The following is a 21,374-nucleotide window of genomic DNA, read 5'->3' on the forward strand; positions in this document are numbered from 1 at the left end:
ACTCAGTAACGCTGTATTAATCTCTAAAGTTATTAAAAGCAAGGGGCAACTCTTTCACTTTATCTCTTAAAATGGCGATCGCTTCTTGCAGATCATCTCGCTTTTTACCACTCACACGAACGCTATCACCTTGGATAGAAGCTTGAACTTTCATCTTCTCATCTTTAATGGTTTTCACAATTTTTTTAGCTTGTTCTGTTTCTAATCCAAATTTAATTGTGATCGTCTGCTTAAGTAGGTTTCCACCAACCTTTTCCGGCTTTGCATTAAGATCTAAGAAGCGAATATCAACATTACGGCGGGTTAACTTAGAAGTCACCACACTTTGTACTTGCTCTAATTGGAAATCACTCTCCGCATGAAGCACGATGGTTTTATCAACCAACTCACATTTAGCGCCTGTTCCTTTAAAGTCAAAACGTGTATCAATCTCTTTAATGGATTGATCAACCGCATTACGAACTTCAACCATATCTGGTTCCATGACAATATCAAATGAAGGCATAATTTAGATTCCTTTTTATATTAAAAACTATATCGACCTAAATGATACCGCAATCGTACAAGAATCTTAAATAGAGTTCTCATTGATTGATGGCTTTGTTACTTTAATTGCGCTAAACAGGCTATAATATGTTAGAAAAAGTCTTTCTAAAGGGACGCTTTACTGCACCATAACCCCCTATAAAAGATACTTCATAGATTTAATGGTCTGATTTTACTCATCAACAAAGAAGGAATTACCTCAATGCAATCTGTAACAAAAACCAACAGTGATTCAACCATCAAAGCGCGTATCGGTTTTATTGGTGGTGGCAATATGGCAAGAGCAATCCTCACAAGTTTAAGTGAACAACAAGACCTCTTTAAACTATTTGTCTGCGATCGTAATGCTGATAAACGCCAATTCTTTCAAGACACACTAGGTGTTAGCGCATCTGCGGATTATCGTGATTTTATGGAATCTCTGGATATTGTCGTACTTGCAGTTAAACCTCAAGGCTTTCCTTCTCTACTAGATGAGCTTAAATCGCTGATTAAACCTCATCAACTCATCATATCGGTTGCAGCTGGTGTTTCTGTTGAGGCGATTTTAAGAGGAATCGGTCAAAAGAGTCATCCCATTATTCGCGTGATGCCTAATACCCCATCAACCATTGGCCTTGGAGCTTCCGCAATCTATGCCAATGGAGAAGTCTCAGAATCACAACAAGCCATCACACAAACAATCTTTAGTAGTTGCGGGGTTACCGCTTGGTTACAAGAAGAGCAATTAATCTCTGCAGCTGTTGCCGTATCAGGCTCGAGCCCAGCTTACATCTACTATCTCATGGAGATTATGACTAAAGTGGGCATCGAGATGGGATTAGATGAAACAAGCAGCAAAACTTTAACGCAACAAGCTGTTTTAGGCTCGGCAAAATATAGCCAGCTGTCAGACCTTTCTCTTGAAACTTTAAAGAAAAATGTCATGTCGCCTAAAGGAACCACAGAGCAAGCAATCTTTAGTCTTGAAAATAATCATTTTGATCGCATTATCAAAGAAGCGATGAGCGCTGCTTTTGATCGTGACCAAGAACTTTCCAAAATCATTTCAAAAGAGATTAAATAATATTTTAATACAAACGGATTTATACAAAAGGCAATAACAGGCGATGACATCCAATACGATTATAAATCGATATAGCCTTTTTAAATCCGATTGCCTAAATATCAACAGCTCATGCAAGATAGATTAAAAGCACTTTCCCAATATGCGCTCTTAATTGCATTTTCCTCCCAGACAGATCGAAAGGTATGCCACAACCATGATTAACAACATTCTCGAATTTATCATAGAGATTGCTTACAGCTTTGCCATTATCTTTGTTTTGCTCCGTTTTTTACTACAACTCACGAAAGCAAACTTTTATCATCCGATTGTACAATCTATCGTTAAGGTGACAAATCCGATCATTTTACCGATTCGAAAAATCACACCAATTATAGGGAGTGCCGATTGGTCTTGTATTTTAGCTGCGGTGATTATCACAACGATTAAATATGTTCTCTTAATGCTCCTAAAAGTGATGGCTCCTATTTCGCCGCTGATTCTTGCTGGCGTTGTACTCCTTGAGATTTTAAGAAACATCATCTATATCTACCTTTTTGCTTATATTATCCAAGCAATCAGTAGTTGGATCGGCTCATCCCCAAGGCAAACGATCTTCTTAAGCTTATTAGAAAAACTCACCAATCCTATCAACAAGCGAGTTCCCTTTAAGCTACAAGCTGGCATGATGGATTTTCGCCCAATGGTCATTGTGTTAGCCCTCTTTTTAGGCTTAAGAATTATTAGCTACTTTTATGCCAAGCTCGTCTTTTTCTCATAGCCCTTAAGTCGCGCGCTTTTCATATTGAGCGCTGGCGAGCTGATTCAGTGACTTTTAAGCCCAAAATACTATACCAACCTGTATCCCAATAAAGTTCCCCCATAAAACGGCAGCTAAAGAGGATTCCTAAAATGATGAATCCTCAGAAAAAATATCCTATGAATCTAAGTAGCATAAACATTAGTGGAAGAATATGATGACTCATTACTCTCAAAATCATCCGGATTTAGAAGAAACTTCGATGAATGAAGAAGATTTAACGATACATCAAACATTTATGCAACAAGCTTTAATAGAAGCCCAAAAAGCAGGCGCCATAGGAGAAGTCCCCATTGGCGCGGTAATTGTTCAAGATGGTAAAATTATCGCCCGAGGTCATAACCGTTCTATTATCGATTGTGATCCGACCGCACATGCCGAAATCGTTGCGATTAGGGAAGCTTGTCGTATAATGAAAAATTATCGCCTTCCTAATACAATCCTTTATGTGACATTAGAGCCTTGCACCATGTGTGCCGGAAGCTTTTTACATACAAGAATTGATACTGTGGTATATGGCGCTGGCGATTCTCGCAATGGCGCGCTAGGCACCAATTTAAATGTGAATGATTACAAAGCGTTTAATCATAAACTCACGATTATTCCCCGTGTTCTTCAAGAGGAATGTAGTACATTAATCAAAGAGTTCTTTAAAGAACGCCGGACAAAAAATGAGGAATAAAAATCATTATGACAACTATCAAAGATGCTTATTTTAAGCTGATCGAGGAGAAAGGATTTAAGGTTGATCCTGTTCAGGTTTCAGTCGCTGAAAGCTATGACAAACTAAAAGCAAAAATCTTAACGGATGAACCGATTGCCGCAACAGATAACCGCTCTTTTATGAAAAAGCTTATCAGCCCATTTGCTGGTGGTCCTGTAACCTATAGTGATCCGCGAGGCCTTTATATCTACGGCCGGGTTGGTCGTGGAAAAACCTTCCTCATGGATCTCTTTTTCAATAATATTGATGTTCCTAAAATTCGGGAGCATTACTACCATTTTATGCAAGATGTGCATCAAAAAATGCGCCAATATCAAGGGGAAGAAGATCCTTTAAAACTTGTTGCGAAAGAGTTTGCGAAAGAGTGTAAAGTCCTTTGTGTGGATGAGTTTCACGTTATTGATATTACTGATGCGATGATTCTTTATCGTCTCTTAGATGCTCTTCTTGCCGAAGGAATCTTTTTTATCACCACTTCCAACCGTGAACCTGATGAGCTCTATAAAAATGGTTTACAAAGACAGCAATTTTTACCGGCAATTGAGATTATCAAAAACCGTCTTGGAGTAATTGTATTAGATACCGATCAAGATTACCGTATGCGCCATATTGATAGTGCCGATGTTTGGTTTGTAGGGGATGAACAAGCACAAGAGAGCCATTTTAGAACGCAATTTGAAGATATTGCCGGCGAATCGAGTGAACCTGCAACTTTAGATGTTAATGGTCATGCCTTTGAGATGATCGAAATGCATGATAACTGCGCATGGTTTACCTTTAACGAAGCTTGTAAAAAAGCGCGTTCATCTCAAGACTTTATCTACCTTGCCGGCATTTTAGATACGGTGTTCTTTAGCGGTTTACCACAACTGACTCGCTTTTTAGAAAATGAGGCGCGCCGATTTGTCATTATGATTGATGAATTTTATGACCAAGGCGTTAAAGTGATTATTGGTGCAGATGTCCCCATGAATAAACTTTATGAACCCAAAGGTGAAAAATCCCTCGATTTTGAATTTGATAGAACCATTAGCCGATTAATTGAGATGCAATCACAAGAATATTTAGATCAACCTAAACGTAATAGCGGTAAATGACCCCCATGACCAGTGCCACACAATTTGATTCTGTTATAGCGCAATTTTTAGATACCTTAAAACTTAAAAATTTTAGCGGTGATATTGAAGTTAGCGATGCACAAAGACTGATATCTGCGACTGACAACTCTATTTATCAGATGATGCCTGAAGCAATTTTGTTTCCAAAATCAAATCAAGACGTCCAAAAAGTGATGTCACTGCTTGCAGAGCCTCAATATCAATCGGTCACGCTTTCAACGCGCGGTGGCGGCACTGGTACGAATGGCCAATCTTTAAATAACGGGATTATTCTTGATATCTCTCGGCATATGAATCAGATCCTTGATTTTGATGCTGAAAATCGTATTGTCACCGTACAAACGGGTGTTGTGAAAGATCAGCTTAATGCTTTTCTTCGCCCTTTAGGTTACTTCTTTGCCCCTGAGCTCTCAACATCTAACCGAGCAACTATTGGCGGGATGATTAATACCGATGCATCGGGTCAAGGAAGCTGTGAATATGGGAAGACAAGTCAACATGTCTTAGAGATTCTGGCCTACCCTTTAGGCGGAGAAGCAATTAGAAGCCGAGCGCTCACAAGTAGCGAGCTTGCAGATATCGATGAATTTCCTCTAGTAAACAAGCTCTATGATCTTCTTAGCCCTGAGAAAGAGGCAATTCATGCTCATTTCCCGCAACTAAACCGCTTTATTACAGGCTATGATCTTGATCATTTTACACAAGATTCTCATAAAAACCTCAATCACCTTCTGTGTGGCTCTGAGGGAACTTTAGGGGTTTTTACAGAAGCAAAACTCAATGTCTTACCGATCCCTAAAGAGACTGCTTTAATCCTCATTACTTACGATGACTTTATTAAAGCGCTTGAAGATGCGCCTTTTTTAATGCATTCAGATCCTACCCCCACATCAGTGGAGGTGATTGATAATATTGTCATGGAGATCGCTAAGAACGACTTTATTTGGGCAACAACAGAGCAATATTTTGAAGGGATTGATTACGCAAAACTTAAAGCCATTCAACTCATTGAATTTAATGCCGACAACGAGATTGAGTTACAAGAAAAAATTACCGCCTTTACCGCATACATCAGTAATAGCCAAAATGAAAGCCGTCTCTCTGTGCGCCCACTTCTTGGTAAAAAAGCCGTGAATGATATCTATGGCCTTCGTAAACGCGCCGTTGGGCTCCTTGGCGCAGTTCAAGGTAATCGCCGTCCTATTCCTTTTGTAGAAGATACAGCGGTTCCTCCTCAAAATCTTGCACCTTTTATTGCAGAATTTAGAGATATTTTAGATACGGCGAATGTGAGCTATGGCATGTTTGGCCATGCTGATGCCGGCGTTATTCATGTACGCCCCGCACTTGATCTTAAACTTGAAGAAGACAGGCCTAAAATCCGCCATATCTCCGATCAAGTTTTTGCGCTATGCCAAAAATATGGCGGAGCACTGTGGGGAGAACATGGAAAAGGGGTTCGCTCAGAATATGCAAAAACCTTTTTTGGGGATCTCTACCCACTCGTGCAGCAAGTTAAAGCGATCTTTGACCCATACAATCAGCTCAATCCGGGTAAAATCTCCACACCAAATGAAGCCATTCCCCTTCTAAAAATTGATGAAGTGCCCTTACGCGCAGATTTTAACAGACAGATCAATAGCCACTACTGGGCTGAAAATGCCTATAACACAACGCTCTACTGCAATGGAAATGGTGCTTGCTTTAACTACGATACCGATGCTGCGATGTGCCCAAGCTACAAAGCAACCCGGGAGCGTATTCACTCTCCTAAGGGGCGAGCTGAACTCATCAAAGAGTGGTTACGCCAAAGATCGAATAATATTGTAAATAAAGATTTTGAAAACGAGGTCTACGATTCACTCTCGCTATGTTTAAGCTGTAAATCCTGCGCCGGTGAATGCCCGATCAAGGTTAATATCCCCGCATCAAAATCACAATTTTTAAACCAGTATTATCAAAATCACCAACGCCCTTTTTATGAAAAACTTCTCATAAGCTCTGAAAAAATGGCAATTACGACAAGTAAAGTGAGCGGTGCTTATAACTTAATTGCGAGTAGTAAATTGGGCAAAAAAGCCTTTGATTATGTAGGCCTTGTCGACCTTCCTTTAATGGAGCGTCATAAATATCATGTTGCCAACAAGTTATACAAAGAGTTATCCACAGGTAATTTAACAGCGCTTTCAAAGGTAAAAAATAGAGAGAAAGCGGTGATTATCGTGCCGGACTCTTTCTTTATGTTTTATGATGCAACAACCTTTAATGCAACAGTAGAGCTTCTTCATAAACTTGATATTGAAGTTTTTGTTGCACCTTATCAAGCTTCAGGCAAAGTGGCACAGGTCTATGGTGCTTTAACGCAATTTGAGAAAGAGGCACAAAAACAACAAGCGCTTCTTAAAGAGCTTGAGGCTTACGGTATTGCGCTTGTCGGCATTGAGCCCCCTATTACCTTAACTTATCGTGATGAGTATCCAGCAATTGGTCTTAACACGCCAAAAGTAGAACTTGTTCAAGAGTGGTTAAGCCGATACTTACAAACCCATCAAGCGCCGCAAATCAAGACGAAAGCGGATCTTAAACTCATGAGTCACTGCACAGAAAAAACTAACGCCACGCACGCTCCTAAAGCCTGGCAAACGGTATTTGAAGCCTTTGGCTTGCAATTAGAGTTAATGAAATCAGGCTGCTGCGGAATGAGTGGGGGCTTTGGACATATTAAGAAAAATCTAGAAGTTTCAAAAAAGATCTACTCACAATCGTGGGCGAAGATTATTGATCAAAATGAGGCATCTACCCTTTTAGCAACCGGATCTTCCTGCCGCGGACAAGTTAAACGGATTGATCAAAAAACAATTGTTCACCCTCTTGTGAAACTTAATGAATTAATTTCAATGACGCATTAGCGCCATATTCATGCTTTTGCAAGATTATAGTACGACACTTAAATCTATCTCTAGAAAAACATTATATAAAGTTGTACAATATAGGCTATTGAAAAAACATCTTATTTTACCCAATCCCAATCGGTAAAATAAATTGTTTCCTACGAGATTGGCGCATTGAGAAATTCTTGATGCGTTTTTTTTCATCTTCAGAATCTCCATAGACGCATCTATCAATTTTCGTTAAGATGAAAGGATCAGTATTTTATTCAATATCTCTAAATACTTTCAATGATTATAAAAATGAAGATGATTTAAACATCTCAATACAATATTTTAGAGATTCAAACTATAAAGGGAGTCGTCTGTATGAAAGCCGTTATTCTCACTGAATTTGGAGAACCCTCCGTTCTAAAACTGGGTGAAAAAGAGCGCCCAACCTTAAATCCGCACGATATTTTAGTCAAAGTAAAAGCCGCCGGCGTTAATAGGCCTGATGTTATTCAACGAAAAGGTTACTATCCTGCGCCACAAGGTGAACCGCAAGACATTTTGGGACTTGAAGTTGCCGGCATTGTGGAAGAGATCGGCAGCGATGTAACGCAGTGGCGAGTGGGAGATGAGGTTTTCTCCTTAATTGGTGGGGGTGGCTATGCTGAATATGTGCGCATTGATGAGTTTTTAGCACTGCCTAAACCCAAAAATTTAAGCTTCATTGAAGCTGCGAGTATGCCTGAGACACTTTATACCGTCTGGAACAATGTCTTTCAGCGAGGGCAACTTAAAAAAGGAGAGAATTTTCTCGTCCACGGCGGCAGTAGCGGCATTGGTATTACCGCTATTCAACTGGCAAAAATCATTGGAGCTAAAAACATCTTCACAACAGTTGGCAACAAAGAGAAGCAAGAAGCTGTAAAAAAGCTCGGCGCTACCATTGCCGTAAACTATAAAGAGGAAGATTTTCTAGATATCCTCAAAGAGCATGGCGTAGATGTTATCTTAGATATGATCGGTGGGGATTATTATGAGAAAAATATTGATCTCTTAAACCCAGATGGCAGACTTGTCTACATCAACTCTATGGGCGGTGCTAAAGTCACGGCAAACCTCATGAAGATTATGCAAAAACGAATTACACTAACCGGTAGCACGCTTCGTGCTCGCGAGTATGAATTTAAACGCGCGCTCACTGAAGATATTCGTAAAGATGTATTACCGCTCTTAGAAGAAGGGCATTTCAAACCTGTGATCTACCAAGTATTCCCACTTGCTGAGGCTGATAAAGCGCATGAGCTCATGGAATCGAGCGAGCATATCGGAAAGATTGTTTTAGAAGTTTAGGTACTTAATCTTAAAATTCGACAAGACTTATGAAGAGAGCGTTTTAACGAACGCTCTCTTTTTGCATTGAAGATGATGCTAAAACCTACAATCCATTCGCTTTATAGTGATATATAGTTATTTCCAAATAAAATCAAAGGTCGAAATTTATTAGTTAGTCATCCTCCGAAATAGGTTGATGAGCAGCTAAGTCGAATGCGGGCATGTTTTTTGAAATTACGTGCCAGCAGTTTTAAGCCTTTTTCGGTTCGTATCGGAATTTTATGGGTAATAGCTATAAGTTCACAACAGACTGATTTAAATGCCGGCACATCGATTAAAAGAAGCACAAAAGACGTTCTATCCGGCACCATGCAAGCAGGTTTGATTCACACGCTGCACTATTTTACTTTTAAAATAATGTCTCTTAAACAAAATCAGATTGCCGGCGCATCGATTAAAAGAAGCACAAAAGACGTTCTATCCGGCACCATGCAAGCATGGTTTGATTCACACGTTGCACTGTTTTACATTTAAAATAATGTCTCTTAAACAAAATCAGATTGCCGGCGCATCGATTAAAAGAAGCACAAAAGACGTTCTATCCGGCACCATGCAAGCATGGTTTGATTCACACGCTGCACTGTTTTACATTTAAAATATTAATTCTTACACAAAATAGACTCTATAAATAATTATTCTTCTTAATAAAACAATACCTTACCTCAACTCCTTACAACTCAAATATGTTTCTAAATCTCAAAAAACTTGTAAACATTCATATTACAAACCAATTAAGTATGAGATAAAACTTTTCACCGCTTTATAAAAGGAGTAGGATAAATTCGTTTCCCTTTAAATCATATAAAGATGATCGATGATGAGATACCCAAGCTTTATTCCTAAACCTGCTGAGATTCCCGGCATTATTCCAGGGCTATTATTAGCAGTTGCTACCGCACTTGTTGCGATGATCCTCGCAAGCTTTATCCCTGCGATTGGCGCATCCCCGATTGCTATTTTTTTAGGAATTATTGCGGGAAATCTCTATTTTAAGCAAGCAGTCTTTGCAAAAGGAACCCGCTTTGCAGAAGGAAGATTGCTAGAATATGCCATTGTTCTTTTAGGATTTTCTGTCACTTTCTCAACATTAAGTGAGCTTGGACTAACGGGAACAATTTTTATTGCGCTACAAATTATCGGCACCATTTTATTAGCTATTGGCATTGGAAAATATTTTAAATTTAGCCAAAGCTATTACCTCTTAATGGCATCAGGAAATGCGGTTTGCGGCTCTTCAGCCATTGCCGCTACAGCACCTGTAATCGGCGCTAATGAAGCTGAGCGAGGGTTAATTATCACTATCGTCAACCTCATGGGTACTGTAATGATGTTTCTTCTTCCGCTCATTGCACTAGCTATTTATGATCAAGCAATGTTACAAGGTGCCTTTATTGGGGGGATTTTACAATCTGTTGGGCAGGTGATTGCAAGTGCCAGTATGCTCGGCACTGAAGTTATGCGTGATGCGACGATCTTTAAAATTATGCGAATCGCTTCATTAGTCCTTATCGTCCTTGTTTTTCATCAAATAGCCAAACGAAATAAGAAGGAAAAATCAGCTCCAGCACGAGATCAATCGCTGGCAAAACGCCAATCAATTACCGGATTAATCCCTTGGTATCTATTTGGCTTTATGATTGCTTGCACCTTAAACTCTATTGAATTTATTCATGAAGATCTCACCCTCATTCTTCTAAAAACTAGCGGTTTATGTGAAGTTGTCGCTCTTGCTGCTATTGGCCTTCGTTTAAATTTTGGGCTTCTCAAACAGCAAGGAAGAAAGCTTGCCGTTTACGCGCTTATTCTAGGGGCAGGACAGATTGCCCTTGCACTACTTTTAATCCAGATTTTCCTGAACTAAAGGAGAACCCTTCAAGCTCTAACAGTGCTATTTTGGTGGCAATGCCGCCACTATAGCCGCCGAGCGTTTGATCTGCCTGAATCACCCTGTGGCAAGGGATAATAATCGGCAGTGGATTTTTGCTATTAGCAGCCCCAACGGCGCGCATTCCTTTAGGGCTATTCACTTCCTGCGCTAATGCTTTATAAGTCATTACCTCACCATAAGGAATCCTCATCAACGCATTCCAAACCTGTTCTTGAAAGGGCGTTCCACTTGGATAGATTGGTAAAGTAAAAGTGATCAGCTCTCCCAAAAAATAACTCGTAAATTCATTCACAATTCGAAGTAACAATAACTCAACCATTGAGGGAAGTGCGGATAATTGTGATAACACCTTTATCTCTTGTGCTTTTCTTGCCCAGTTTTTAGCCTCTTCTCGCGCAAACTCGGTAGACTCCCCTTTATAAAGCCCTGAGATATCCATCTCCATTAAACCTTGCACATTAAAAAGAAAACCGATTTCACCAGCATCAAAACAGTGATAATAGTAGTAATAAGGTAAAACAGGTGCCTCTCCCACTGATTTCATCTTAAGCTCCTTTTTATGCCAAGCTTTGCTATCATTAGTTTTTTTATAGTATCTTCGGTTTAAAAAGGTCTCTCTTGCGGCGGGAATGCTTGCATTCTTCTTACTACCTTGTACCCGCAATTAAACTCAAAAGCTTTTCTTCACTCGGCACTATAATCAAAAGTAAACTCCATATAAGCATAAAAGCCCTCTTCTTGAGAAGAGGGCTTTATAAATAATTAACTTTACTTGATCTAAAGATCTTAAACAGTCATTAGCCTTCTAGAGATTCCACCATTGAATCCCCAAAATACTGTTGAGAAAAAGCCATGCGTTCTGCAATAGATTCCGCTGGTTTTCCTGCCTTTTTAAGTTCAGCAAGATGCGCTTCAACTTTACGGGCTCTTGCCGCAAGTCCTGCATTATTCGCAATTTGAATATTAAGCCCGGGGCGTGCGTTAATTTCCAACACAAGTGGCCCTTTTGTCTCATCTAGAACCATGTCCACACCAATATATCCTAATTGACTGAGCTCATAACAACTTGTTGCAAGCTCTAAAAAGCCTTCCCAATTAGGAAGCGTCACATTACTCACATGATTATTAGTATCCGGATGGCGCTGAATAATCTCATTGAGCCAGGTTCCTTCTAGAGTTTTCCCAGTTTCAATATCAACGCCGACACCAATCGCTCCTTGATGCAAGTTCGCTTTTCCGCCTGATTGTCTTGTAGGCAAACGAAGCATTGCCATAATAGGATATCCCATCAAAACAATAACACGGATATCTGGCACACCTTCATAACTGATACTACTAAAAATAGGATCAGAGCTAACCTTATACTCAATTAACGCACGGTCTCTTGCACCACCTAAAGAGTAGAGTCCTGTTAAAGTGCTTGAAATTTGATATTCAATCTCATCAAGGGTAATAAGGCGACCTGAGACCGTCTTATAACGGTAATCATCAAACTTATCACCAATCACAATAATGCCATCACCACCAGCGCCTTGCGCGGGTTTAATCACAAACTCTGTCTTATCTTTTAAGATTTTACGAAGATGCTTAATATCGCTTTCAGTCTCAATAACACCATACATCTCCGGCACATTAATGCCCGCTGCTATCGCACGCTCTTTTGTGATGATTTTATCATCAACGTAAGGATAGAATTTTCGGTTATTGTACTTTAAAACAAAATCCCCATTACGCTCATTAATTCCCATCACGCCGCGTTTTCGAAGAGCACGCCAACGTTTAATCATCGTCAACATGATTACTTCTCCTCTTTAAGCATAGCTTTAAAGCGCTTGAGCTCCGTTAAACGATATCCACGATAACGTCCCATCATCAACATAAAGCCGGCAAGTACTAAAAGTACGCCTGGGAAGGTAAAGACAAAATAGACAAATTCAGGAATCTCCATTAAGAGATAAGCAAGAGATGATGCCACTAATGTTCCCATACTAATTTTAAGCACATTTCCAGCGCCACGCTCTTCCCAAGTAATAGATAAGCGCTCAATCGTCATTGTTAAAATCACCATTGGGAAAAGACCAATAGCAAGCCCTTGTGCAAATCCCATTTTATAGCTAAAGATACTTAACACGGCAATCATAATGATTACAAACGTTAACACAACGGAAAGCCTTGAGAGCATCTGTAGTTTTAAATGTTCAAGATAGGATCGCACCAGTAATCCCACCGAGGTAATAATTGTAAAAAATGCAATCCCAAAAGCTAATCCTGTCTCTCTAAAGGCAAGCGCAATTAACACCGGGGTAAAGGTTCCAAGTGTTTGAATACCAATGACGTTACGAACTAGTAAAATAACCAATACACCAAATGGAATCATCAGCATTAACTCATAACCATACTGAATAGAAATGGGTAAGCTATAGAGTGAATAAGCTAGAAAGTCAGAGCTTTCTGCATTATTAGCTTGCGCTAGGCTAATAGCCGTTAATTCTTTATCTGTCACACTAAATGAAACTTTTGGTTTTAAACCATTATTCACAGTGACTAAAGGATCATCTCCAACCCACCAGATAATGGCATTTTTAGGTAAACCAACGCTACCATCTGTAAGATTAAAGTAATACCATTTACCAGTTGTGATATTACGATTGCTATCTTTATCACGGTTAGAAGTTTCAATATAGCTACGTAACCAAATCTGCGTTGGTTGATCAACACTTGGTTTTAACTCTAACGTATTCACTCGCTGCACAGGAATATGTGCTTGTGATAGTAATAACTCTGCAACTGCATAGCGATTTTTAACAGAGTCATCTCCTTTTAATAAAAGGGCAACATTTGCGTTATCAATATCATTAACACGACGAATCGCTTCACTGATAAAGCTTAATGTATTAGAAGAGGTCGCCCGAATATCTGACACTAATGCATCTGCTGCCACTTTTGCCGCGCCTTCCATAGGAATAGATTCACGATAAGTCGTGCCAATAGTTTCTGCAGGCTTTTCTGTGCCACCAAAATTAGGCGATAGTGCTAAGCGGTAATAGATTGTCTCAGGTCCTTTCGTTCTACGAATAGAGTAATGAGCAACTTTATTCCCCACCTCATCTTCTTCTAAAACCTGTCCATACTGCTTATCAGTGATCAGAGATTCACTAAATTTTGTATATTGATTATAGCTTGCTGGAATATAGAACTTCGTTGATACCGATGACTCTCTTGGTACATCAAAAGTGATCTTGGCATCAATTGTCCATAAATTCTCCACTTCACGATCGGTAAAGGGAATTTGTAAGACATAACGCTCATAAGCAATAGAGCCTAAGCCTAAACTAATGAGCAAAAATATTAAAACTTTTAGATGTAAATTTACGGAACGCACGAGATACTTTCCTTATAACAATGTGTTTAAATTCAAAAATTCTTTTATAGGAGGATCTCTTAAGACTGACAATCTGGATCAATCGTATATTTACGACCGGCATCCACTAACGCCTTTAATTGTCTTAAAGATTTTGCACCTAACAGTAGTGGGTAAGTAAAATGCCCTCTATTGGTTAAATTCACTTCAATAATCTCTTGATGCTGCCCAATACAGAGCGTCATCTCAACCACTGGTCTTTTTGAAGAGGCAATATCATCACTATCATCCCCCTCTTCTGCCCTTTGCTTAATACGTGAGATTTTCAAAAGCGGCATCTCCCTTGTTGATAATTCTTGATCATCAATCACAGGGGTAAAACGCACCCAATCATCCCCTTCTTTCTCAAAATACTCTATATCTATCGCATTTAAAGAGGCGGTAAAAGCGCCCGTATCAAGCTTCGCCTTAATCGGTACAAGATCTAACTCAGCAAGCGTAACGATTTCATAACGACCAAATACTGGTTGTTCCATCTTCTCATCTCCCTTCTTTGCCGCAAAACTGATGCCGGCCATCATTGAGATAAGAAAGCACCCAACTACTGCTGCCTTTTTCATTCTTTTTCTACTCATCGTTAGTTTCCATTTAAGGTTTATTTAGCGATTTTTTATACTTTTAATCGCACAGTCTACCACAAATTTTCCAGAGAAAAAAAACAACAACTCTCAGAATAAATATTCTAGATCACTTCTGTAAATATATTACTAAGCTATCGTCTAATATAGAAACTATTCGATTTTAATATTCTAAATTAGAAATAAATTCTCATTTAAAAACAATATTTCATCAAACAAAGACTCAGATCAGGATTAATATATGAAGATTGATCACATAATCTAGCCCGTTAAAAACAGGGTATAATAAACGCTTTATTTATCATTAATTTCAATGGAGTCTCTATTAATGACGATTCAGACAGATATGCAAACTCATCACGCGGCACTTCCTAAAATTATTGCCGGCGACATTAATGCCACAGAACCTCAAGTATCTGCAGCTATTAAACTACTTGATGAGGGTGCAACTGTTCCCTTTATCGCTCGTTACCGTAAAGAAGTAACGGGAGGGCTTGATGATACTCAGCTACGACTTTTAGAAGAGAGATTAATCTATCTACGAGAGCTCAATGATCGCCGAGCAACCATTTTAAACTCCATCTTAGAACAAGATAAGTTAAGCGATGAGCTAAGAGCCCGTATTAATGCGGTAGATACAAAAACAGCGCTAGAAGATCTTTATCTTCCTTATCGTCCTAAGCGCCGTACACGTGCACAAATTGCTATTGAAGCAGGGATTGAGCCTCTTGCTGACCTCTTATTTCAAAATAGCCTCCCCGATGACCTTGAAGTGCTTGCTACCCAATATTTAAATCCTGAACATGATTTTACAGAAACTAAACAAGTTCTCGATGGTGCACGTTTTATTCTCATTGAGCGTATTTCAGAAAATGCAGAGCTTTTAGGTAAATTACGACAATATCTTTGGGATTTTGCAGAATTACACTCTAGCGTGCAATCTGGTAAAGAAGATACCGGCAATAATTATAAAGATTACTTTGAATTTAAAGAAAATATTAAAACAATCCCCTCTCATCGTGCACTCGCTCTTTTAAGAGGCCGAAATGAAGATATCCTCTCTTTAGAGCTAAAACTTCCAGAAGAGATTGAAGATGCGCCACTTGGTACGATCACCAATACTTTAGCCCTCACAAATCCCCATGATTGGCTAAAAGATACTATCCGCTTAAGCTGGCGTGCAAAACTGAACCTCTCACTCTCCTTAGAACTGATTAATCAGCTTAAAGAAGCCGCTGAAACAGAAGCGATAAAAGTGTTTGCCAGAAATCTTAAAGATCTTCTTTTAGCATCTCCTGCAGGTGAAAAGGGAATCTTAGGTATTGACCCAGGGCTTCGCACAGGCTGTAAAGTGGCCGTTGTCGATAGAACCGGGAAATTACTGGAAACTGCAACCATCTACCCACATGCCCCCATGAATAAATGGGACGAATCGCTCCATACTCTCGCTAAACTTGTCGAAAAATATCAACCTGAGCTCATCTCTATCGGCAATGGTACCGCTTCACGTGAAACAGATAAATTAGGTGCTGATTTATGTAAGAAGTTCCCTAAACTCAATAAAGTTGTCACAAGTGAAGCCGGCGCATCTGTCTATTCAGCATCTGCACTTGCGGCAAAAGAATTCCCAGAGTTAGATGTTTCCCTTAGAGGCGCAGTCTCCATTGCTCGGCGCTTACAAGATCCTCTTGCTGAGCTTGTAAAGATTGAACCTAAAGCTATTGGCGTTGGGCAATATCAACATGATGTCAACCAAGTGCAGCTTAATAGAATGTTAGAATCCGTTGTTGAAGATTGTGTGAATGCTGTGGGTGTTGATGCCAATACAGCATCGAGTGCTCTATTAGCTCAAGTGTCTGGCCTTAATGCCACAACTGCGCAAAATATCGTGAATTTCCGTGATGAAAATGGTCCCTTTAAAGATCGAGCTGCGCTTAAAAAAGTCCCTCGTCTTGGCCCTAAAACATATGAACTTGCAGCAGGGTTCCTACGCATTCGTGGTAGTAACCCCCTCGACATCTCAGCGGTTCACCCTGAAGCGTATCCTGTAGTGGAACGAATTTTAAAAGCCTCTAATAAACCTTTAACAGAGATCATCGGCAATAGTAGCTTTATCAAAAGCTTAAATCCCAAAGACTTTGTTTGTGACAAGTTTGGGATTCCCACAATTAAAGATATTTTAGAAGAGCTTGAAAAGCCAGGTCGTGACCCTCGTCCTGAATTTATTACGGCTGCATTTAGAGAAGATGTCTCTGAGTTATCTGATCTTAAAGAAGGAATGCAATTAGAAGGAGTTGTCACTAACGTTGCAAACTTTGGCGCTTTTGTCGATATTGGTGTCCATCAAGATGGACTTGTCCATATCAGTGCCTTAGCTGACTGCTTTGTTAAAGATCCACATGAAGTGGTAAAAGTTGGGGATGTGGTCAAAGTTAAAGTTTTAGAAGTCGATATTCCACGCAAGCGAATTGCCTTAACCATGCGTATGAATGACCCTGTAGGTGAGAGCCAGTCCAAAAATAGCTTTACCCCCGCCTCTAAAAAACAGCAGCGTTCTGTAACAAAGCATCAGGAGATTCCTAGTAACAATCCATTTGCCGCAGCATTAGGAAAACTTAAAAAGTAATTTCTCCTTAAAAATAAATCTCTATAAAACGATAGTATCTCTGGTGCTATCGTTTTTTTATCAAAATTATCTATCTCGCCTCAAGAGAGACCTTTTTAAACCAAGGATACTATATTTTCATGCAGATTCTTAAGCATCTATAATTCTCTGTTATAATGCAAAGTTATCTCACCCTTAATTTGTCTTTATCATCGCTTATCAATCCGATTGATTTCTTAAGACTTTTACCTGTCATTAAAGGATGCAAATGATTAAAAAGCTCCATGCTCTACTGATCGGCATTTGCCTAACTGCTGTAGGATGTTCTCAACAACATTCGCCAGAAGAGAGCATACAGGTTTTTTATGAATCTCTAAGTCATCAAGACTATCCTGAACTGCTCTCTTTATTTAATCTTGAAAATAACCTACAAGATCAACGATCCGAATCTGAACTCTATGAAATCTTAGCAATTATTTTTAAAGATTTAGCATTCAATATTCAAGAAAAAGGGGGAATTCATAAAATTGAGTACCACTCTATTGAATATAATAGTGATAAAAGCCGAGCGACCGTGAGATATACCTTAAACTTTAAAGATGAGAGTTATACCTTTGACACACTCTTTTTAATTAAAGATCACACCGGTTTTTGGCAATTAACGCTTGAATAAATATTAAGCAGATATCCTTCCCTTAATATCTAATACCTCCCTTTTCAGATTAATGCCGTCAATTAGCCTAGATGATACGCTCATACTTTTAAGCGTTATTATTATCATCTTGATCGATAACGTCTTCTATTTATAACCAATACAGTTTAAGAAACACGATTAAGGGTACAGAGTGTGTATCAAATTAGCTTGTACCATGCCGGATAGAACGATTCTTGCGCTTCTCATAACCGATGCGCCGGCAATCTGATTCGGTTACTTTTAAACCGATCTTACTATAGTAAGAAAAATGCAAACATTCTCTGGCGCCGTAAGATAGACCTTTTTAAACCAAAGGGACTATACAATAAAGCCCCACAACCCATAATTGACTTCCTTAAGCACATAAAAAGGGCTTAATATACAATTAAGCCCTTTCATAATCCGAAGATCACATAAAACAAGTAGCCAAACTAATAGCCTACTTCTCTTTTGCTCTTTCTAATTTACGTTTACGTTTGGCACTACCACGAATTTCTGTTGTTTTACCAGGACGGTTAGCATAAGGATTCTCATTTGTACGATACAAGATACGCACAGGCGTTCCTTCAATTTCTAACTCTTCACGGAAAGTTTTACTCAAATAACGAGTGTAACTATCTTTAACATATTGTGTACGATTACCATGAATAATGATTTTTAAAGGATTTTTTCCACCTTGATGCGCATAACGTAGCTTCGGCGCATAGCCTTTATCCATTGGTGGCTGATGACTATGTACTGCATATTCTAAAATATTAGAGAGCTCATTCGTTGTAAACTCACGCATTGATTGATCAAATACACGAATCGCTTCACGAACAACTTGCAATACACCTTGCCCTTTAAGCGCCGAAATAAACATCGGTTCTGTAAAGTCAATAAATGCAAAACGGCGAGAGAAATCTTGCTGAATCCAGCTCTTTTCATCTTCTTCTAAAGAATCCCACTTATTCACCGCAAGAATCAGCGCTTTACCTGCATCAAGAACAGCTCCTAAAAGGGTTGCATCTTGATCCGATAAGCCCTCTTTAGCATCAAACACAAATACTACAACATTTGCTTTCTCAAGAGCATCTAAACTCTTAATCACACTAAATTTCTCGATCATATCCGTAACACGGCTACGACGGCGAACACCGGCTGTATCAATCAAGATAAATTCACGATCATAAGCGGTAAAAGGAATCTCAATAGCATCGCGTGTCGTACCAGCAACTTCTGAAGCTAATACTCTCTCTTCACCCAGCATTTGGTTAATCAAGGTTGATTTACCGGCATTTGGGCGACCAAAAACCGCAAGACGAATAATATCATCTTGAATCTCTTCCTGTTTTTCTTTCTTTTCTGGAAATTCAATGCGCTCATAAGAAGCGAGCATCAACTCATAAAGCCCTTGATGATGAGATGCTGAAATAGCAACTGGCTCACCTAAGCCTAATGAATAAAATTCTCCCACAATCACTTCTGGAGAAATTCCCTCTGCTTTATTAACAACCACGATCACAGGCTTGCCCATTCGACGAAGTCTATTAGCAATCGCATCATCAAAAGCCGTAACACCTGTACGCCCATCGACAATAAAGAAGATGAGATCAGCTTCTTCAGCAGCAATCCATGCTTGCTCGGCAATCAAATGATCCATCTGATTATCATCACCTGATAATCCGCCGGTATCGAGCACATTGTAAGGTCTATCTCCTACCTTTCCAACGCCATATTGACGATCTCTTGTTAAACCTGGTTGGTCCGCAACTAACGCATCTCTTGTTCTTGTTAATGCATTAAATATTGTTGATTTACCAACATTAGGACGCCCTACAAGGGCGATAAGCGGTTCTGACATCCTATCCCTTAAATTGAAACTTTATAAAGTGTACCTGAATAATCTAAGAGATAAATATTGCCATTGATCTCTTTAATATCCAGTAAAAATCCATTGGATCCGATTTTTGTCGATCCTTGAAGCGCTCCTGTTGAAGCGTCAAGCACATGGACATATCCTTGATAGTCCCCGACAACAATACGATTTCCAACTAAAACAGGCTTTGTTAAATTTCGGCCACGAAGATCTCTATTATCCCATACTGGCGAACCATCTTGAGCATTGAGCGCTTGAATTGTACTATCCCGCTCTACCGAAACAACTGCATCGCCTGTAAATACAAGCCCTGCATAGGTGCCTTTTCCTTTTTGCCAGAGCTTACGACCATGATGATTAAGCGCTGTAATCCCTGAAAGATATTGCCCCACAAAGATGCGATCATCTGTCACTATCATTGCCGCATCAACGTCTCGCAAACCACCCATGAAACTACCATTAAGTGGCTCACTTAAAACCGTACTCCATTTTTGAGCACCAGTTTTGGCATCAATTAATGCTAATGTTCCCTCATCACTTGCAACTAGAACATCTGCACCCATAAACGTAGGAGGCGCTGCACCTCTTACTGAAAGCTCTGAGTTATTAAAGATATAAGCCCAGCGATCTTCACCTGTTTGTAAATCAAAGGTCTCTACTGCGCCAAAAAGAGTTCTCACAATAGCTAAATTACCATTACCCACAGGAGGTACTGCCGGCACACCTAAGACTTTCTTAGACCACATAGATTCGCCACCATTTGCTGAAAGTGCTTCAACATAAGCATCTTGTCGTCCAACTAGTAGCACGCCTTGGCTATATCCAACCCCTGTATAAAGCTGAGAACCCACTTTGTGCTCCCATACTTTACTACCAGAACTCATATCAATAGCCGTCACAATCCCTTTTTGCCCTGCAACATAGAGTGTGCCAACGCCATCATCTGCAATTAAGAAACGCAGGTTACTCTCTTTAGGCGTTTGACTACCTGTCTTCACTTCCCATCCTTTAACAACAAGATTTGAAGGAATGGTACTATTTAATTCTGTAGGTTGTACTAGATTACTCTTTCCACGAAGTCCACCCGCACATCCTGCGATGACAAGTGAAACAATAACCGCCGTGATAATTCTATTCATTGATTTATAATCCTATCTACAGTTTTAACTATTGTGCACTTAAGCGATTGAGTTTATTCAAAGCGCCATCTGGAACAATATCACTATTTAACGCTTCTTCATAAGATATCTTAGCATCTTGTGTGCGCCCCATCGATAGATAAATATCGCCCTCAAGCACCTTTCTTAACCCTAAAAACTCTACCGCTTGAACCTGCTTTAAAGATTCTAAAGCGACCTCATTATTGCCTTGATCAAACTGAACAATCGCTAAACGATACTGTAGTAACGCTTTTAAGCCTTCATCATCAGCATTTGTAAGCGCTGAAGTTAAAAGTGTTTCAGCGGTGTTTAATTCTCCCGCATCGTGCGCCTCTTTTGCTAAAAGCATTGCTGAAAAGACTTGGTAAACACCGTCATTATCAGCCACCAGTTTTTCGCTCATTGCAGCGTCTACAGGGGCATTGTCATATTTAGCAAGAAACGCCTCATAACTATCAAACGTGGCATTCGCTTTACTGACGGTGTGACTTTTATAAAACTCAACACCTGCAATAGAACCCACAACCAACACCACTAAAAATAAGAGATATCCGACATTACGTTTAAGCCAATCAATGAGGACTTCTGCACGTTGTTCATCTGTTTCGTATTGATTTAAAGCCATTAAAATTAACCTTCTTACTAT

18 protein-coding genes are annotated in these 21,374 nt (G+C 39.5%); 10 read left to right on the top strand and 8 right to left on the bottom strand.

Features of this window, described 5'->3' with window-relative positions; translation table 11 throughout:
* Positions 1 to 16 precede the first annotated feature (16 nt).
* Positions 17 to 505 (bottom strand): YajQ family cyclic di-GMP-binding protein, encoded by a 489-nt coding sequence (locus tag MMG00_RS08230; protein WP_242147242.1) that lies wholly within the window; start codon positions 503 to 505, stop codon positions 17 to 19.
* 243 nt (positions 506 to 748) lie between these two features.
* Here MMG00_RS08230 and proC point away from each other — a divergent pair, with 243 nt between their 5' ends.
* From proC to MMG00_RS08270, 8 genes are all read left to right on the top strand, one after another.
* Positions 749 to 1,612 carry a pyrroline-5-carboxylate reductase gene (gene proC / locus MMG00_RS08235; protein ID WP_242147244.1) on the top strand — a complete coding sequence of 288 codons (864 nt, stop codon included), beginning with the start codon at positions 749 to 751 and terminating at the stop codon, positions 1,610 to 1,612.
* 196 nt (positions 1,613 to 1,808) lie between these two features.
* The gene (locus MMG00_RS08240) at positions 1,809 to 2,372 is read left to right on the top strand and encodes a YggT family protein (protein WP_242147245.1); all 564 of its coding nucleotides are present in this window, start codon (positions 1,809 to 1,811) and stop codon (positions 2,370 to 2,372) included.
* A 193-nt stretch (positions 2,373 to 2,565) separates the two neighbouring features.
* Positions 2,566 to 3,093 (top strand): tRNA adenosine(34) deaminase TadA, encoded by a 528-nt coding sequence (gene tadA, locus MMG00_RS08245; RefSeq protein ID WP_242147247.1) that lies wholly within the window; start codon positions 2,566 to 2,568, stop codon positions 3,091 to 3,093.
* A gap of 8 nt (positions 3,094 to 3,101) precedes the next feature.
* The gene (zapE, locus tag MMG00_RS08250) at positions 3,102 to 4,232 is read left to right on the top strand and encodes a cell division protein ZapE (protein ID WP_242147249.1); all 1,131 of its coding nucleotides are present in this window, start codon (positions 3,102 to 3,104) and stop codon (positions 4,230 to 4,232) included.
* On the top strand, positions 4,229 to 7,162 hold the full coding sequence (locus MMG00_RS08255) for an FAD-binding and (Fe-S)-binding domain-containing protein (RefSeq protein WP_242147251.1): 2,934 nt from the start codon (positions 4,229 to 4,231) through the stop codon (positions 7,160 to 7,162). The genes zapE and MMG00_RS08255 overlap by 4 nt, the downstream gene beginning before the upstream one ends.
* 348 nt (positions 7,163 to 7,510) lie before the next feature.
* Positions 7,511 to 8,482 carry an NAD(P)H-quinone oxidoreductase gene (locus MMG00_RS08260; RefSeq protein WP_242147253.1) on the top strand — a complete coding sequence of 324 codons (972 nt, stop codon included), beginning with the start codon at positions 7,511 to 7,513 and terminating at the stop codon, positions 8,480 to 8,482.
* Positions 8,483 to 8,692: 210 nt separating this feature from the next.
* Entirely contained in the window at positions 8,693 to 8,998 is a 306-nt protein-coding gene (locus tag MMG00_RS08265; protein WP_242147254.1) for a hypothetical protein, read from the top strand.
* Positions 8,999 to 9,338: 340 nt separating this feature from the next.
* Positions 9,339 to 10,385: a YeiH family protein gene (locus MMG00_RS08270; protein WP_242147257.1), complete on the top strand. Its 1,047-nt coding sequence runs from the start codon at positions 9,339 to 9,341 to the stop codon at positions 10,383 to 10,385.
* On the opposite strand, the gene MMG00_RS08275 is transcribed toward MMG00_RS08270, so the two are convergent.
* The 4 genes from MMG00_RS08275 to MMG00_RS08290 all read right to left on the bottom strand — a co-directional run bounded on the left by MMG00_RS08275 (position 10,324) and on the right by MMG00_RS08290 (position 14,408).
* A complete protein-coding gene (locus tag MMG00_RS08275) occupies positions 10,324 to 10,956 on the bottom strand; it encodes a methylated-DNA--[protein]-cysteine S-methyltransferase (protein WP_242147258.1) in 633 nt (210 codons plus the stop codon). The two genes, MMG00_RS08270 and MMG00_RS08275, sit on opposite strands and share 62 nt — an antisense overlap.
* 253 nt (positions 10,957 to 11,209) lie before the next feature.
* Positions 11,210 to 12,208 (bottom strand): alpha-L-glutamate ligase-like protein, encoded by a 999-nt coding sequence (locus tag MMG00_RS08280; RefSeq protein ID WP_242147260.1) that lies wholly within the window; start codon positions 12,206 to 12,208, stop codon positions 11,210 to 11,212.
* 2 nt (positions 12,209 to 12,210) lie between these two features.
* Positions 12,211 to 13,794 carry a UUP1 family membrane protein gene (locus MMG00_RS08285; protein ID WP_242147263.1) on the bottom strand — a complete coding sequence of 528 codons (1,584 nt, stop codon included), beginning with the start codon at positions 13,792 to 13,794 and terminating at the stop codon, positions 12,211 to 12,213.
* 59 nt (positions 13,795 to 13,853) lie between these two features.
* Positions 13,854 to 14,408, bottom strand: coding sequence for an ATP-dependent zinc protease family protein (locus MMG00_RS08290; RefSeq protein WP_242147265.1), 555 nt, complete (start codon positions 14,406 to 14,408; stop codon positions 13,854 to 13,856).
* Between the two features lie 331 nt (positions 14,409 to 14,739).
* Between MMG00_RS08290 and MMG00_RS08295 the strand changes: the two genes are divergently transcribed.
* Positions 14,740 to 17,037: a Tex family protein gene (locus MMG00_RS08295; protein WP_242147267.1), complete on the top strand. Its 2,298-nt coding sequence runs from the start codon at positions 14,740 to 14,742 to the stop codon at positions 17,035 to 17,037.
* A 247-nt stretch (positions 17,038 to 17,284) separates the two neighbouring features.
* Positions 17,285 to 17,689 carry a hypothetical protein gene (locus MMG00_RS08300; RefSeq protein WP_242147269.1) on the top strand — a complete coding sequence of 135 codons (405 nt, stop codon included), beginning with the start codon at positions 17,285 to 17,287 and terminating at the stop codon, positions 17,687 to 17,689.
* A 460-nt stretch (positions 17,690 to 18,149) separates the two neighbouring features.
* Here MMG00_RS08300 and der read toward each other — a convergent pair whose 3' ends face one another.
* Genes der through MMG00_RS08315 form a run of 3 tightly spaced genes read right to left on the bottom strand, consistent with a single transcriptional unit; the run spans position 18,150 to position 21,353 of the window.
* Positions 18,150 to 19,553, bottom strand: coding sequence for a ribosome biogenesis GTPase Der (der, locus tag MMG00_RS08305; RefSeq protein ID WP_242147271.1), 1,404 nt, complete (start codon positions 19,551 to 19,553; stop codon positions 18,150 to 18,152).
* 8 nt (positions 19,554 to 19,561) lie between these two features.
* The gene (locus MMG00_RS08310) at positions 19,562 to 20,707 is read right to left on the bottom strand and encodes an outer membrane protein assembly factor BamB family protein (protein WP_242147274.1); all 1,146 of its coding nucleotides are present in this window, start codon (positions 20,705 to 20,707) and stop codon (positions 19,562 to 19,564) included.
* 28 nt (positions 20,708 to 20,735) lie between these two features.
* Positions 20,736 to 21,353, bottom strand: coding sequence for a YfgM family protein (locus MMG00_RS08315; protein ID WP_242147276.1), 618 nt, complete (start codon positions 21,351 to 21,353; stop codon positions 20,736 to 20,738).
* Positions 21,354 to 21,374 lie beyond the last annotated feature (21 nt).

Source organism: Ignatzschineria rhizosphaerae, assembly GCF_022655595.1.
Lineage (GTDB): Bacteria > Pseudomonadota > Gammaproteobacteria > Cardiobacteriales > Wohlfahrtiimonadaceae > Ignatzschineria > Ignatzschineria rhizosphaerae.

Bases quoted from the DNA above. Each gene is read 5' to 3' on its own strand.
- MMG00_RS08230 (WP_242147242.1), bottom strand. From the start codon at position 505: ATGCCTTCATTTGATATTGTCATGGAACCAGATATGGTTGAAGTTCGT.
- proC (WP_242147244.1), top strand. From the start codon at position 749: ATGCAATCTGTAACAAAAACCAACAGTGATTCAACCATCAAAGCGCGT.
- MMG00_RS08240 (WP_242147245.1), top strand. From the start codon at position 1,809: ATGATTAACAACATTCTCGAATTTATCATAGAGATTGCTTACAGCTTT.
- tadA (WP_242147247.1), top strand. From the start codon at position 2,566: ATGATGACTCATTACTCTCAAAATCATCCGGATTTAGAAGAAACTTCG.
- zapE (WP_242147249.1), top strand. From the start codon at position 3,102: ATGACAACTATCAAAGATGCTTATTTTAAGCTGATCGAGGAGAAAGGA.
- MMG00_RS08255 (WP_242147251.1), top strand. From the start codon at position 4,229: ATGACCCCCATGACCAGTGCCACACAATTTGATTCTGTTATAGCGCAA.
- MMG00_RS08260 (WP_242147253.1), top strand. From the start codon at position 7,511: ATGAAAGCCGTTATTCTCACTGAATTTGGAGAACCCTCCGTTCTAAAA.
- MMG00_RS08270 (WP_242147257.1), top strand. From the start codon at position 9,339: ATGATGAGATACCCAAGCTTTATTCCTAAACCTGCTGAGATTCCCGGC.
- MMG00_RS08275 (WP_242147258.1), bottom strand. From the start codon at position 10,956: ATGAAATCAGTGGGAGAGGCACCTGTTTTACCTTATTACTACTATTAT.
- MMG00_RS08280 (WP_242147260.1), bottom strand. From the start codon at position 12,208: ATGTTGACGATGATTAAACGTTGGCGTGCTCTTCGAAAACGCGGCGTG.
- MMG00_RS08290 (WP_242147265.1), bottom strand. From the start codon at position 14,408: ATGAGTAGAAAAAGAATGAAAAAGGCAGCAGTAGTTGGGTGCTTTCTT.
- MMG00_RS08295 (WP_242147267.1), top strand. From the start codon at position 14,740: ATGACGATTCAGACAGATATGCAAACTCATCACGCGGCACTTCCTAAA.
- MMG00_RS08300 (WP_242147269.1), top strand. From the start codon at position 17,285: ATGATTAAAAAGCTCCATGCTCTACTGATCGGCATTTGCCTAACTGCT.
- der (WP_242147271.1), bottom strand. From the start codon at position 19,553: ATGTCAGAACCGCTTATCGCCCTTGTAGGGCGTCCTAATGTTGGTAAA.
- MMG00_RS08310 (WP_242147274.1), bottom strand. From the start codon at position 20,707: ATGAATAGAATTATCACGGCGGTTATTGTTTCACTTGTCATCGCAGGA.
- MMG00_RS08315 (WP_242147276.1), bottom strand. From the start codon at position 21,353: ATGGCTTTAAATCAATACGAAACAGATGAACAACGTGCAGAAGTCCTC.